Below are 14,217 nucleotides of genomic sequence, written 5' to 3'. Positions count from 1 at the left end.
TTTTTTTACCACGAATTGCTACACACTTTACCTCATAAGCTTTTCATGCTACTTTGTCGCCCCGTCAGCTTTTTTTCGGTTAACAGAGTGTTTATCGCTTTAACAAATTAATGTCGTCCTATCAGAAACTCCTAAAGTCAAGTCGGCTCAGAATCGCCAGGACAGCGTAGAGCTAGGTAGCTGACACTAGAGGCGATCGCTATGCTTCAATACGCAATCTCCGAGTTTTCCTTAATAATTATAATCGTTTAGGGAGATAGGAGATGGTATGCGATCGACGCTTGCATAGTGCTCAAAGAAGTCGTCGATCTAGATGTGCAACTCGCACAATGCAGCCCAATCAGTTAATAATGTATCCAGGCTCAAGATATAACGAATAGCTTGAACCATCGTAAGTCAAAGCTTTCCACTCGGGAAATCCTGGAATATCTAAATATAAGGATATGAGCCGATCGCGCTCTGTTGCTTTACATAATTTTGCTGTACCCATGTTACCCAATAGGTTTCTAACTAAAGAAATCAGTTGTTTTGTCTGCTCTTTACAGTCACCTTTGTCAGAAGCAATGACTGTATTCTCACAGAGATCGGGCGGGTTCCATAAATCACCAAGAACGCGCCCTGGTGCTTCTAATTGAAAAATCTTTAATGCTTCCCAAACAGTCATTTGGGGTAGCTGCCAAAACTCTGGAAAAGGCGCTATTGTACTGAGCTTTTCCACATAAGTTTCTTGAGCTATACAAATAACTCCTTTTTCCTTGATGTAGTCAGGAGGTAAGTATTTCTCCTTCATATCTTCTGCTTCTTCAATGATTGTGAATGCGGGCATTATCATAGCGATGGAGTCGCATCGTTTTAGTTCAACCCAACCCCGATCTTGGCATCCCACGAACCCGCACGCTTCACACACAACGAATTGAAGGGGTAACTCTCCCCAATTTACAAACTCAATTGCATTAATCAGTTGAACATTACCATCCCACAGTTGTGTAACGGAAACTACAGACTGACCGGAAGATACAAAGTTCAATCCTGCTTTTCTAGTTGTAGGGTCTGTTAATTGCCACATATCAATAGCGAACTCTAATTTGCAGACTTTTTCTACATATACTCCCATACTCGGCAACGAGTACACGAAGGCAGAAGTTCGCCCGCTACTAGGGCAGAAGGCACAAAAGCTTTGAACGTAAGCTTTTTGTTTATTATTAATGGTTGCTTTATTTATGTTGTACTGTACTAGAAGGTTGAAAGGTATGTAGTATCCACATCTTCTCAAACTTTAACAAACAAGTTTTAAATCCAATTCCGTGCGATCGCTAGTCGTATTCACCGAGCTCTTCCTCAAATAAAGCCCATTTATGACGGTTTGCATTGTTTTGGTAATGACGCAGATTTTTGGGGTAGTGAATGCAATGCCCTACATAGAGCCACTTATCCCAACAGCGATTAATTTCGGATACCTTAATCACTACCCCGTTGTAGATAAGATCTTCTCGCAATACCTTTAGTAATTGCCCTCGTCGGTATCGAGGTTTTGTTTGAAGTGCAGTCATATTTTATTTGTACCTCCTGTGAGCGATGCACAATTCCACACCTGTGTTTGCGTAAGTTGGACAGACCTCACCCTCCTTCCTAAAAGGAGGTTTGGGGTCAGGTTTGTTTTGACTTCATCCAACTCACGTTGTGTGTATTCCCATGAAGAAAAATCCCACCTATGGAGGTGGGGTAAATTCTCAGGCTTCATGGTACAAATGTACCATGAATATTTTGAATTGGCATCATGCTTTGCGCTCGGATATCGCCCGAAGAAATTCGATATTCAGCTCTAGTTTTTCTCCCAGCCATAGAGCGTGCTCTGTATGGTCTTTCACATCATCACCCGTCTCAGGATGAACGAGAATATCCAATCCTTCGCGGTTAAGCATTAACCAAGGAACAACTTTGGCAAATTGCTCTGGTGCAAACGCAACTTGGTACATTCCTTTTGGATGGGGACCGATAGGATTTTCATGCCACCGTCCAAGTCGTACATCAAATCGAGCATCCAGTCCTTCACGTATCCGTGAAGCTGCATCATAACTAGCCGTATCGAAGTAAACATGAGCATGAAAACCAACAATTTTGATAGAATCTTCTGTCATTGCATTATTCTCAAGTCGATTTTTAATCTTTAAAACCCAGTTGTTGAAATAAAGATTGGCGCATCACATCTACAGGTACAGATTCACGCTGTAACCAAATTTTTAATGCAGCAGCGCCTTGTTGGACTAACATCTCCAATCCGTCAATGGTTGTCATACCCAGTTGTTGCGCTTGTTGCAAGAATTTGGTAGGTTTGGGCTTGTATATGAGATCGTATGCGATCGCACTCTCTGGCAAATGTGCCATTTCCCCTATCTCAAGCGGTGATTCTTCTACCTTAGGGTACATTCCAATAGGAGTTGTATTTACCAGTAAGTTGGCTTGTGAAAGAAGCTTTGATAAGGAACTCCATTCACGGATCTGTAAATTCACAGCAATGGGAGAATTGCTCCAACTGTTACGGAATTCATCTAACTTCCCAGCATTGCGACCAACCACATAAATTTCCGCACAACCTAGTTTGGCACAGCCTGCTACCACTGCTCTTGCTGCACCACCATTGCCTAAAACAACTGCTACTGTCTGACGCCAATCTCGGTGATATGTTGTTTCTAAAGGAGCGAGAAACCCTTCCACATCAGTATTGGTTCCTATCCATTTGTTATCTTTGCGAATAACAGTGTTCACTGCTCCCACAGCTTCGGCGATGGGTGAAATTTCTGACAGCAGAGGTAGTATAGCCTCTTTATGTGGAATAGTCGCATTAAAGCCAAGAACTCCAATGGAAGCAAAGCCTTGAAGAGCTACTTTTAAATTCTGCGGTTCTACCGAAAAGGGGATGTAAACATAATCTAATTTCATATGGGCAATTGCTGCATTTTGCATCACTGGGGACAGTGAATGCTCTACGGGATGCCCAATTATTCCCAGTAGCTTGGTTTTCCCTGTAATCATTAGGTTAGTGAGTGGTTGCATAAGTCATTGGTTATTATTTTCCGATAATAAGGACAAAGAAAAAACAAGCTAGAAGATTCTATTAAAATTAATAAAGTTACATTAAATAACATTGTTCTCATTATGCAGGTGACGACAGCCCCCTCTTCAACTCCAAGACCCGGACAATTTTGGCAATGGCGAGGACACAACATCTACTATGTAAAAGCAGGAGAAAAGCATCCCCAACGTCCCGCCATACTCCTGGTACATGGATTTGGTGCGTCTACAGACCATTGGCGTAAAAACATAACAGGGCTGTGTGACGATTTTGAAGTTTTTGCAATAGACCTTTTAGGGTTTGGACGTTCAGCCAAACCTAAACTGGAGTATAGCGGCAATTTGTGGCGCGACCAACTCCATGACTTTATTACTGAAGTCATCGGTCAAAAAGCTGTGTTGGTGGGAAATTCTCTTGGTGGTTACGCAAGTTTGTGTGTAGCAGCCCAATGTCCCGATGCTGCAGCAGGTTTGGTATTGCTCAATAGTGCTGGTCCATTTAGTGAAAATCAACCTTCACCGGAACCAGAAGCTCTGCAAACTCAAATTGAACCTCCTAACGCGAACGAACAATTGCAAAAACTGCTAGGTGACGTTGTTAAGTGGTTCTTTCAACAACCTTTAGCTCAGTTTCTTTTATTCCAGTACATCAAGCAAAAATGGGTGATTCGTCAGACGTTGGAGAAAGTTTATCTTGATAAAACTGCAATTACAGACCAATTAGTCGAAGAAATTTACCGTCCTGCTTGCGATACAGGTGCTTTTGATGTGTTTTCATCTGTATTCAGTACCCCTCAAGGAGAAAAAGTTGATGTGCTGTTAAAACAGTTAACCTGTCCTCTCTTGATGCTGTGGGGAGAAGCAGATCCTTGGGTTCATGCAAGAGAACGTTCTCAAAAGTTTCGACAATATTACCCCGAACTGACAGAACATTTTCTCAATGCGGGTCATTGTCCTCATGATGAAGTTCCCGATCGAGTCAATTCGTTGTTGCGTGATTGGGTTTTATCTGACGTTGGCGATGCGAGAATCGGGATTGGTAATTAAAAACTTGAAAACCTGGTCAAAGGGACCAGGTTTCTAAAACTTGCAACTAATCAAATCGATTGTTTTGGATATTCAACAACTAAGGGTGGACAGTAACGTTCAGCAAACTCGGCATTTCTTTGTTTTTCCGCTTTAGGATTTGGCGTTGCCGCTCGATTTTGGCAGTTGCCACTTAGCATCATCAATATGCCAATCGCTTGCTTGGGCTTATGACCGGAGACACCTTGTCAATTGCCCTTTTGATTTATGTTTCCTTTTGGTGTCTTATCTATTAAGATATCACCCTATTATGACTTCGCAAGTGTTTGTTAAGTGAAGTTCACAAGTTGTTGAATTTCGCAAAATTACCAGTCCCACATAATAGGATTTTTATCCAAAGGATCGGTCACAATACGTCCTATAGCATCTATTTCTTGCAATTCTTGGGGGGAAAGTTCCACAGAAGCAGCTTTTGCGTTGGCTTGAGCTTGCTCTGCGTATCTTGCGCCTGCGATCGCATTCGCTTGCGGTTGAGCGATTAACCAAGCCAAGGCGAGTTGAGCGAGGGTACACTGGTGGCGTTCTGCAATGGGACGCAATTTATCTAAAGCTTGTTGGGCGCGTTCAAAGTTTTCGCCTTGAAACAACTTATTTTTAGCGCGGTTGTCTTGAGGGTCGAATCGATGACCTCGTTCAAATTTTCCTGACAACAGCCCTTGAGCTAAAGGTGAATAAGCAAGGATGGAAATATTGTTTTCTACACAGTAGGGAGCAGCATCCTGCTCTACATATCTCCAAAATAAAGAGTAAGGAGGTTGCAAGCTATCAATACGTCCGTACTGGGAGGCTTCTTCTAGTTGGGCGCGAGAAAAGTTAGAAACGCCAATTGCCCGAATTTTACCTTGCTCTTTCAACTGATTAAGAGCACTCATTGTTTCTTCTATAGGAACGACCTCAGAATTAAATGACCCAGAAGGCCAGTGAATTTGATATAAGTCAATATAATCGGTGTTGAGGTTTTTTAGGGAGCGATCGCAAGCCTCAATGACTTGTTCGTACTTCAGACGGTTGGCAAAAACTTTGGTAGCATACTCAACGCGATCGCGAACATCAGATAAAGCTTCAGCTACAATTCGTTCTGAATGCCCTTCACCATAAACTTCTGCAGTGTCAATAGTCGTAATCCCAGCTTCAAAAGCTGCTCTTAGGGCTTTAATGGAGTCAGCATCTTCAATTCCGACCCACATTTTTTTCCCAGCTTGCCAAGTTCCCATCAAAATGGGTGTTATTTGCACATCTGATGTGCCCAAGCGTCGCTTTTCCATATTTGTATTCTGATAGGTCTACCTTAGTCAATATTAGAGACATTTCCTACGGAAGGATCGCAAAATAACCATAACCTATCGTTGAACGGTGACAGGTGTTCCAACACTCACCAACTGGAATAATTCCTCAATATCTTGGTTGTACATCCGGATACAACCGTGGGAAGCAGCAGTACCCACAGTCTCGGGATTTGGAGTTCCGTGAAAGCCAACCCAGTCCTTACCGTTTGTCCAAAATCCAATCCAATAATTACCAAGCGGATTTTGTGCATCTCCCCCTGGGATAGCTTTACCCGTCTTAGGGTGAATCCAAGTTGGATTCACCAACATATCACGAACTCGAAAACTACCGACAGGAGTTTCCCAACCTCGTCGTCCTACAGCAATTGGATAACTTTTGATTAAATTTTTTCCTTGATAAACTGTTACTTGACGTTTGCGAAGATTTATTTTTAAGCGAACAGGCTGAGTGATTAGATCGTTGATTTGAGTATCAACTGGTTCATTGACCGAGTTTTGTAAAACATTTCGGCTCTTATCCTCACTAGCTAGTACAGTTTGAGAACTCGAATATATATAAACTACACAAAGTAAGAAAAATATCTTGAATAATTGCTTAAACATCTGAGCTAACAAAAAAGTATGAAGGATGAAAAAAATCTCGTTGATTACTCATAAGATTCCCGACTTCTTAAAGAAGCCGGGAATCTAACTCACTTCGGGTAAAATAGGTCATTCATTACCTAAAGAACTTACCAAAGAGCTCTTACACCACCATTAGTATTTTGTCCGCCTGTTGAATTGTCGTTGTTAAGATTTTGCTGCGAACCAGAAGGTGTGTTGTACTGATTTTGCTGCGAACCAGAAGGTGTATTGTACTGATTTTGCTGCGAACCAGAAGGTGTGTTGTACTGATTTTGCTGCGAACCAGAAGGCGTGTTATATTGAGAGTCTTGTCTATCAGTATTGCTACCACCTTGATAGCGTTGGTCTTGGTTCGTGTTGCTGTTGGGATATTCTGATGTCCCACCATTGTTGCTACCACCTAGATAGCGCTGGTCTTGGTTCGTGGTGTTATTGGGATCTCCCGATGTTTGGGTATTGATACCGTCTTGCGAGCCCTGGCTACCAGTATTGGTGTTATTTGTATTTCTGTTATTATTTAGATTTTCACCTTGTCGCATCCGTTCCATGGTATTACCACCCGTTGGTTCGGGTACTGGGCTTTGACTGTTGACACCGTTTTGAGAGCCCTGGCTACCAGTATTGGTGTTATTTGTATTTCTGTTATTATTTAGATTTTCACCTTGTCGCATCCGCTCCATGGTATTACCACCCGTTGGTTCGGGTACCTGGCTTTGACTGTATAAGGTATCTACAGGAGCTTCACTAACTTTGACACCACGAGAGTTAGAATTAGGCATTGCAAATGCTGGCAGACTTAGTAAAAAACTAGCACCAAAAATACCTACTGTACTAGTTAAGACTTTGAATAATTTCTTCTCGCTGTTTCCGTTCATTGGAGTCTCCTTACATTCATTAAAAACTTTCAGCAAATGTTGGTTGCTGGATCTTAAACTCTTCCCATAACTTACACTGAAGTTTTTGGTAAGTTCAGCAAAAAGTCTTGCATGAGATATTAATGTTTACCTCTATAAGTTAACTCTGTGACTGAACTGACTCGTCTATCTAAAGCATGGTCTAAGGTTGTACTATGATATGAGATTAAAGAAGTTTTTTTCTATTGAGTGGGGTAAAAAAATTTATAACTAATTGCAGATGCTACTTTGTAAGGATATGCTTGATTGAAGTATTAAATTTAGATTTCAATGTAGTTCTTTATGCAAGACATAACTATCACTTCTCACGCACTTAAAGAATGGGCTACTGCTATCAATGCCTTGGAAAGCGGTAAAACAATTATGCTTCTACGTAAAGGGGGTATTCAAGAACAAGGCGGGCGCTTCCAAGTAGCCCACGAGCAAATTTTACTCTACCCAACTTACGAGCATCAACAGCCTTTCTTATTAAAACCAGACTATGCCAATTTGGTTACTCCTGTTACACCAGGTTGGCATCCAGAAACACTACGTATTGGCAGTTGGGCAGAAATTACTGATATTTTTCAGGTCAGTGATGAATCAATTGTAAAAGCTTTAGAAGCATTCCATATTTGGAGCGAGTCTTTTATCAGCGATCGCCTCAAATGGAAACAGCATCAGCCTTTATATGTTCTCCTCTTAAGGGTTTACAAACTACCTCAAGAGTGGGAGATTCCATACCGCCAAGAATATGGGGGTTGTAAATCGTGGATCGATTTGGAGGAAGTGATATCGCGACAAGGAGCACAACCCGTTTTACCTGACTCCAAGTATAACGAGATCGTGGAGGAAATTAGAAATATTATCGGTAACAAGTTCTATGCTTCACAAAGTGGTTAAGTAGTTTCTCTTCAGTACCACATACTCAGTCACAAGAGAGTAAAAGTGTCTGGGTAGTTAAAAAATTTTCAGTGATACCATGATATTGATTTTGGGAATACTAACTGAAGTGGGGATGCGAAGCATCTACCTATTGACTTGATTTGGTCTTCCCATGCACTCTAGATTTCTTTGGTTTAGCTTGGTTTTAGCATCTTTACTTCTGGCTGTTTTATCTCCACAGGTAAGACATTCTTCCAATGTCTTACCTTTTGCAAGGAACAGTTACGCGATTGAACTAGATCGACGGGGAAATGAACTTTACAATCAAGGGAAATTTCAAGAATCTCTAGAGGTGTTTGAGCAGGCGTTAGATGTTTGGAAAAAATCTGGCTCTCGTGAGGGTGAAGGAATCGCCCTCACTGCTATTGGATTGATCTACTGTGAATTACAACAGTATGCAAAGGCGATGGAGTACACCAAGCAAGCACTAGCTATTGCAAAGGAAACGAGCGATCGCAAGGGAGAAGGGGTACTTCTTAATAATATTGGTCTTATTTATAACAAGCAAGGGAAATATAACCAAGCTTTCAATTACTACGAGCAAGCGTTATCGATCGCGAAAGAGGGGAGAGACTTAGAAGCGCAAGCACTGGCTCTCAATAACATCGGTTTAAACTATAGCGATCTAGGAAACTACGAACAAGCACTGAAATACTATCAATTGTCTTTATTACTAACACGCTCGTTTGGGCAAAGTTATTGGGAAGAAAAGAATCTTAGGAATATTGGATTGGTCTATTACAAACTCAAACAATACGACCAAGCACTGTATTATTATCAGCAAGCATTATCTCTTTTGAGAAAACTGGATAATCGACCAAATGAAGCTAAAGCTCTTAACTCTATTGGAATTATCTACTATATTTTAGGTGACTATTCTCTAGCTCTAAAATTTTTTGAAGAAGCATTAACCATAAATCGGAAGATTGGCGATTTTGCAGGCGCTAGAGCTACTAGGAGAAATATTGAGAAGGCTCGCCGTGCTTTAAAAGTACCGAGAAATATTTCACCTGTTGAGATTTAGCAAAATTGCGCTATCAATAACCTATCTTAAGGAGCTAGAACAGCATTTTGGGAATTTTGTACTGTACGTTCGCTCCTGAATAAATGTTGCATAGAATGCCTTGTCGATTTACTAAATGGCCCAAAAATGATAATGAACAAATCAAAATTTTGCACGATAAAACCACGCTTTTGTTGTTGTCGTTTACTTTGTATAACGAAGAAATAAACCCCTATTTAATGATCCTTTTAGGAAATGTCTTCATTTAAATAGTCAAGTTGAGGTTGAGGCTGAAACAACGGCAAATCAAGGTTTTTGACGATTAGCTGCACAAAACTTTACAACGTGTCTTTTTTTGCACGTATCTCGGTGGCTACCCAATAAGACAAATGAGATTTATAAGGCTGTTTTGGCTGTCAAAACCCTACCAATTTTTGTAACCTGAAACCCTGATGGTTACGTGACAAAATGTTGTGCTGTAAAAAACCGTTTGAACAACCAAAATCTTCTGGTGTTTTCACTGAAAACAGTCTCTCGACTGCGATCGCGGTCAGAATTAGGTATGTAAACTCCTATTTTCAGTATTCCGGTAATTTGCTGAAGACAGTGTTTTCTAGTAGAGGTTAGATTGTTCCAAAGCAATATTTGGCATCTAAGTATGACCGATCGTTTATTGGTTGGAGTTGTAGGACACAGTAATGCAGGCAAGAGTTCAACTTGGGAAGATTTATTTGGAGCAACTGTAAAAACTAGCCATTATGGAAACGAGCGTCGATTATATCTCTCCAAAAATCAGAAAGATTGGGTAAACGTCTTCCCGATCAATGGTTCACCTGGAGAACGTGGCAAGGATGTGAAAGAAATTCTTAACCCCAAAAGTCTTATTAATTTTGAGAATCCACGTATCGTTCTTTGCTCAATGGAGTACCCAAATGATGCTGTAGGAGCAACAATTCAATATTTTATAGAACACAAATATGAGCTATTTATTCATTGGCTAAACCCAGGCTATAAAGACCCTGAAGAATATGATGATTTGTCTGGATTTATCCCCTATATTCTTAAACAGCATAATTCTCTTTTAGGCATCAGAGATGGCAAGACAGATCGGACATCCCGCGTTAATGAAATCCGAAACTTTATCCGTGGGTGGGCTAGTGCCAGGGGTCTAATTAATACAGACAAACCAATTTGTGTTTAATATAAGTCAAAAAACACTTTAGTATATTTAAAAACAGATAATTGTTGGCGGTTAGTTGTTGGCTGTCAACTACAAACCATCTAGATATTTCTATGCTTCCGTCAGTATTCAAAACTTGCATTCCCAGAGATGAAATTTTAGCAGGGGAACAGTTTCGTCCTAGCGATGAGTACGAAACAAAGAATTCATTCCCCATAAATATACGTGACCAATGGGATATAGATTATTCTAATTTTCATAATGCAATTGATGTTACAGAAAATGCTTTAAAAAAATTAATTAAGTTTATTAAAGAAAAATATTTGGAAATAGATATTGAAGATTCTAATAAAATAGCAATTCAATCGTATAATTCAGTTCACTAATGTTAATTTAATTTTTAATAAAAATATAGACTTGAAGCATATCATGGCAACTTTGAACTATAATCTTGCAAAAATTAGGATACAAAATGGGTAAAAGCACATCATTATACGCACTGGCTACTCACATCTACTGAATAAGGAGTGCTAATTATGGGTCAGACGCCTCGCCTCGTAGGTACAAGAGGCTCCGCCTAACCTGATGGGTAGAGGTGGAGCCTCCCTCAAAGCATTCCCAGGCGGAGCCTGGGAACGAGGAACTAAAGAGGCTTAAATGAGGGAAGGATGTCACCCGAATGCTCTGTTGTTTTAGGAGAGAGCTTGAGTGTGAGGTCTGTCAAACTCACATTCAAATTAGCGTCTAGTCAAGGTAGTCAGCATGAACCCAACCGCGTCGCCCAGCAAGCTTTACCCAATCTCCAGAAGAATAGCTCACTCTGACATACTCTCCATGACGTATGCTACCGATTCTTGTATAGTCAGAACCAGGACCGGAACGAATAACCACTCCAACAGGTGCATTAACTCGTGCAGTATAAACGCGATCGCGACGACCGCCAGTACCAGCAATGTAATCAGAACTAATCCAACCAGGACCGCCAACAAGCTTTGACCAGTTCCCTGAAGAATAGCTGACTCTGACGTAATGTCCGTTAGGGATTCTGCCGATTCTTTCATAATTCAAACCCGGACCGGAACGAATAATGACTGCAGTCGGTGCAGTGACTTGCACTGTGCGAACGGGAGCACGCCGACCACCATAAGCTTGAGAGTAGTATGTAGATTGGTCATTATAATCATCATAACCAGCTCGAGCAGGAGCCATACCAGTTGCAAATGCCGAGCTTAATGTTGTTACAAACAATAGACCAGCGACTGCTGCACTTTTCTTAAGAGAAGATACGCCAAATTTAGAATTTTGGTTACGAGTTTCCATGTTATTTAATCTCCGTTATTGTGAGTTTGGAAATAGTAATTTGTTTGTGTAGAATAGCCGTATTTTCATCAACTATCCTGTTGTTTTAATGTCGGTTTCTACTATCGTCTACTAATGGAGGATACAAAGTAAGTCGGTGAAATTCCGGAAAAGTTTCTTGATTTTCTTCTACTGATAGATTGTATCCATTTTCACGAACTTTTAGCAGATTTAACGCCTTTTTAAAAAGGTAATACCAAGTTGTGTTCATACATCGTACTTTCTCCCTTGTCTCCCTTGTCCCATCAACAAGTGATATCTTTGATGCAACTCCGTATAAGTTAAGGAATCATTTGTAGCCCCGGTTGATATTTGGTATTATTCTCGCAAGCGCATAAACGCCACGCTTTGCCCTTAGGCAATCGCTGTAGCACTAATGCATCATAAAGATTGTCTGCTTTGGGACGGTGAAATACAGTTCTTGGTTCCAGTTATATTTCTGCAATCATCAAGCCCAATCGCTTTGCATAACGCTGATATTAAGCTACTGCTTATAAATTTAAGCCAGACACTACTTGTGCTTAATAACATAACAATCCTCAATCATTCGAGAAAAATTTTAAGTACTGTAGGGTGGGCATTGCCAAGCACGAAAGCTTTCTGTACGGCATAGCCCTACCTACTTGTATTTCATAAATCAAATAGGATTGACATATCAGCTAGCTCATACTTATAAGTTTTTTCTAAAATGGATCTTAAGTTTGTGTTCAAACAGCAAGGCGGATAATATGACCCAAGCAAGTTTGGACTCTAAAGAGCTAAGGTTTAACAAGCAATATTTTATGGCTGTCAATCAAGTACCATCTAGCACGTCTCCTGCCTCATTTACTGAAATTGCCGCTCGATGCTACGATACCTTTATTCAAATGCTGATTCAACATCGCCTTCCTGATGTGACACAAGAAATTCAAAATCGCTTGTCACTTTTGCCAAATATGACACTTTCAGATAAATTTCAGCAGGTGAATCAACTTAAAGCTTGGTTGGATAGCTTTCGTCCACTCCCGACAACAGTGGTTGCAGAACTTAAGAAACTCTATGATGTGCGCTTTACCTATAACTCAAACGCGATTGAAGGCAACACTTTGACACAAAGTGAAACTGCTTTAGTATTAGAAACCGGAATCACAATTGGTGGGAAAACGCTACGCGAACATTTAGAAGTCATCGGTCATAAAGATGCGATCGATTATATTGAGCAACTTGCCCAAAACTCAACCCCTATTGGAGAATGGGAAATCAAACAAATTCATAATTTAATTCTACAGGCAATTTCTCCTGAAGAAGCAGGACGCTACCGTCAACTTGATGTTAAAGCGGTTGGAACTGAGTATCTCTATCCTCCACACTATTTACTCAACGAGTTAATAACTGAGTTTGTCACTTGGTTGAATTCGTCAGAAACTGCGGTTCAGCACCCAATTGAGTTTGCAGCAGAAGCTCATTTGCGATTTGTTTCAATTCATCCGTTTCGCGATGGGAACGGACGCACGGGAAGATTGTTAATGAATTTGCTGTTATTAAGATCTGGCTATCCAATCGTGGTAATTTCCAATCAGGTGCGTAAAGCGTATATTGATGCGATTGTGGAGGGTCAACAACAGAACAACCTTTCCCCATTATTGGAGTTGTTTGTGGATGCTGCTCAACAATCGTTGATTGAAATGCCGCACATTTTATCGACTGCTCGGGAAAGCCGGGGTCGCGGCTTTCCATTGTACGAAGAGATGTTAGCATTTTTAAGAGAACGCTATTAGATTTATCTAAAAAACTCGTGTATTATCTTAGTTTGTTTATTGACTATCGACCTTTTCTAATTAAGACAATAGATGAATTTCTCAAAAAAACATCTTCTAATGTTTTTATCTGCGATACGCAAGGAGACAACCACTTAACTTCAGTCGAAGATATACCATCTCATCAAGGCTATTCTTACTCTCAGCCTTGGTATATTCATGGCGATCGCATAATTCAAGAAAAGTCCCATTTATCCTTTCATGGTTCTATCCCTGCATATAACAGTCCCAAGTATAAAACTTCTTTTAACGAAATAGATGAATTCCTAAATTTTCTCTCAACTAATTATTTCTGGTCTATTTTTCCCTTTGCCGGATCAAAAAGATTTTTATGTTTTGGCTTTATATCAAGAGAACAAAATTTTCGCAATGTCTTTCTTAATGTAGCATCCACCAATTTATGTCTTAGAAGTTATGATGTAACTAGTAAAATGAGTTCATTGGCAAAAGCTATATTGCTAAGCGGTTACCATGAACCTGCAGGTCGTCTTTGGAATGTATGTGATTGTGATATTACTCCACCTTGGCTAGTGACTGACTTATTCGATGATGATTCATTCTTAATGTTAGAGCGAGAGCCAACGAAATATAAATTTATTCAGCAATTGACCGTGACTGCTGCTAGCAAACGACCTTTAGGTATTTATGAGCCACTTAATGAATATTCTTTTGAATCAATGTGTCTGTTATCTTTTTATGAACCAGATACATTGGTTTTTGTTCCTCAAGGTACAGATTTAGAAAAATTGCAAAGGTTGTTGGTAGAAACTGAAGGTTGTAACAGCTATTCGGACTTAATATATCTTCAGGAGATTCTTTCAACGACTCAATGGTTTTATGGTCTAGCTCGGGATAGAGTAGATTACGGAGATTCACTATTTGTTTCTCAAAATAATGGTTTGCTGCAAAAATTCGATCGGCTTAATCGAGATGATGGCTATCGTTTACTTGCTTGCTTTTAATAGTTTGTAGT

General features: G+C 40.2%; 16 protein-coding genes. 7 read left to right on the top strand and 9 right to left on the bottom strand.

Annotation, left to right across the window (positions count from 1 at the left end; translation table 11 throughout):
• Positions 1 to 340: 340 nt before the first annotated feature.
• The 4 genes from HC643_RS34545 to HC643_RS34530 form a co-directional block, all read right to left on the bottom strand.
• Positions 341 to 1,066, bottom strand: a complete 726-nt coding sequence (locus HC643_RS34545) for a hypothetical protein (protein WP_153021416.1) — start codon at positions 1,064 to 1,066, stop codon at positions 341 to 343.
• A gap of 247 nt (positions 1,067 to 1,313) precedes the next feature.
• Positions 1,314 to 1,550 carry a hypothetical protein gene (locus tag HC643_RS34540; protein WP_050046525.1) on the bottom strand — a complete coding sequence of 79 codons (237 nt, stop codon included), beginning with the start codon at positions 1,548 to 1,550 and terminating at the stop codon, positions 1,314 to 1,316.
• A gap of 225 nt (positions 1,551 to 1,775) precedes the next feature.
• Positions 1,776 to 2,138, bottom strand: coding sequence for a DOPA 4,5-dioxygenase family protein (locus tag HC643_RS34535; protein ID WP_038086917.1), 363 nt, complete (start codon positions 2,136 to 2,138; stop codon positions 1,776 to 1,778).
• A gap of 22 nt (positions 2,139 to 2,160) precedes the next feature.
• On the bottom strand, positions 2,161 to 3,033 hold the full coding sequence (locus HC643_RS34530) for a shikimate dehydrogenase (protein ID WP_038086915.1): 873 nt from the start codon (positions 3,031 to 3,033) through the stop codon (positions 2,161 to 2,163).
• 123 nt (positions 3,034 to 3,156) lie between these two features.
• Here HC643_RS34530 and HC643_RS34525 point away from each other — a divergent pair, with 123 nt between their 5' ends.
• Positions 3,157 to 4,119, top strand: a complete 963-nt coding sequence (locus tag HC643_RS34525; protein ID WP_038086912.1) for an alpha/beta fold hydrolase — start codon at positions 3,157 to 3,159, stop codon at positions 4,117 to 4,119.
• 344 nt (positions 4,120 to 4,463) lie between these two features.
• On the opposite strand, the gene HC643_RS34520 is transcribed toward HC643_RS34525, so the two are convergent.
• The 3 genes from HC643_RS34520 to HC643_RS34510 all read right to left on the bottom strand — a co-directional run bounded on the left by HC643_RS34520 (position 4,464) and on the right by HC643_RS34510 (position 6,943).
• Positions 4,464 to 5,423, bottom strand: coding sequence for an aldo/keto reductase (locus HC643_RS34520; RefSeq protein ID WP_038086909.1), 960 nt, complete (start codon positions 5,421 to 5,423; stop codon positions 4,464 to 4,466).
• A 75-nt stretch (positions 5,424 to 5,498) separates the two neighbouring features.
• Positions 5,499 to 6,047: a L,D-transpeptidase gene (locus HC643_RS34515; RefSeq protein WP_050046526.1), complete on the bottom strand. Its 549-nt coding sequence runs from the start codon at positions 6,045 to 6,047 to the stop codon at positions 5,499 to 5,501.
• Positions 6,048 to 6,175: 128 nt separating this feature from the next.
• Positions 6,176 to 6,943: a hypothetical protein gene (locus HC643_RS34510; RefSeq protein ID WP_050046527.1), complete on the bottom strand. Its 768-nt coding sequence runs from the start codon at positions 6,941 to 6,943 to the stop codon at positions 6,176 to 6,178.
• Between the two features lie 321 nt (positions 6,944 to 7,264).
• On the opposite strand from HC643_RS34510, the gene HC643_RS34505 reads away from it, so the two are divergent.
• The 4 genes from HC643_RS34505 (at position 7,265) to HC643_RS34490 (ending at position 10,475) form a co-directional block, all read left to right on the top strand.
• Positions 7,265 to 7,864: a DUF1802 family protein gene (locus HC643_RS34505; protein ID WP_038086903.1), complete on the top strand. Its 600-nt coding sequence runs from the start codon at positions 7,265 to 7,267 to the stop codon at positions 7,862 to 7,864.
• A gap of 154 nt (positions 7,865 to 8,018) precedes the next feature.
• Positions 8,019 to 8,930: a tetratricopeptide repeat protein gene (locus HC643_RS34500; RefSeq protein ID WP_050046528.1), complete on the top strand. Its 912-nt coding sequence runs from the start codon at positions 8,019 to 8,021 to the stop codon at positions 8,928 to 8,930.
• Between the two features lie 637 nt (positions 8,931 to 9,567).
• Positions 9,568 to 10,110, top strand: a complete 543-nt coding sequence (locus HC643_RS34495) for a hypothetical protein (RefSeq protein ID WP_038086900.1) — start codon at positions 9,568 to 9,570, stop codon at positions 10,108 to 10,110.
• 92 nt (positions 10,111 to 10,202) lie between these two features.
• The gene (locus HC643_RS34490; protein WP_038086899.1) at positions 10,203 to 10,475 is read left to right on the top strand and encodes a hypothetical protein; all 273 of its coding nucleotides are present in this window, start codon (positions 10,203 to 10,205) and stop codon (positions 10,473 to 10,475) included.
• 358 nt (positions 10,476 to 10,833) lie between these two features.
• Here the strand turns inward: HC643_RS34490 and HC643_RS41765 are convergent, their stop codons facing one another.
• Positions 10,834 to 11,409, bottom strand: a complete 576-nt coding sequence (locus tag HC643_RS41765; protein ID WP_050046530.1) for an SH3 domain-containing protein — start codon at positions 11,407 to 11,409, stop codon at positions 10,834 to 10,836.
• An 85-nt stretch (positions 11,410 to 11,494) separates the two neighbouring features.
• The gene (locus HC643_RS34480) at positions 11,495 to 11,659 is read right to left on the bottom strand and encodes a hypothetical protein (RefSeq protein ID WP_153021417.1); all 165 of its coding nucleotides are present in this window, start codon (positions 11,657 to 11,659) and stop codon (positions 11,495 to 11,497) included.
• A 571-nt stretch (positions 11,660 to 12,230) separates the two neighbouring features.
• Between HC643_RS34480 and HC643_RS34475 the strand changes: the two genes are divergently transcribed.
• The gene (locus HC643_RS34475; RefSeq protein WP_167844810.1) at positions 12,231 to 13,205 is read left to right on the top strand and encodes a Fic family protein; all 975 of its coding nucleotides are present in this window, start codon (positions 12,231 to 12,233) and stop codon (positions 13,203 to 13,205) included.
• A 17-nt stretch (positions 13,206 to 13,222) separates the two neighbouring features.
• Positions 13,223 to 14,206 carry a hypothetical protein gene (locus HC643_RS34470; protein WP_167844809.1) on the top strand — a complete coding sequence of 328 codons (984 nt, stop codon included), beginning with the start codon at positions 13,223 to 13,225 and terminating at the stop codon, positions 14,204 to 14,206.
• Positions 14,207 to 14,217 lie beyond the last annotated feature (11 nt).

It is taken from the genome of Tolypothrix bouteillei VB521301 (genome assembly GCF_000760695.4).
GTDB lineage: Bacteria > Cyanobacteriota > Cyanobacteriia > Cyanobacteriales > Nostocaceae > Scytonema > Scytonema bouteillei_A.
Note: the sequence above shows the minus strand (reverse complement) of the source record. Positions and strands in the feature narration are given on the sequence as shown.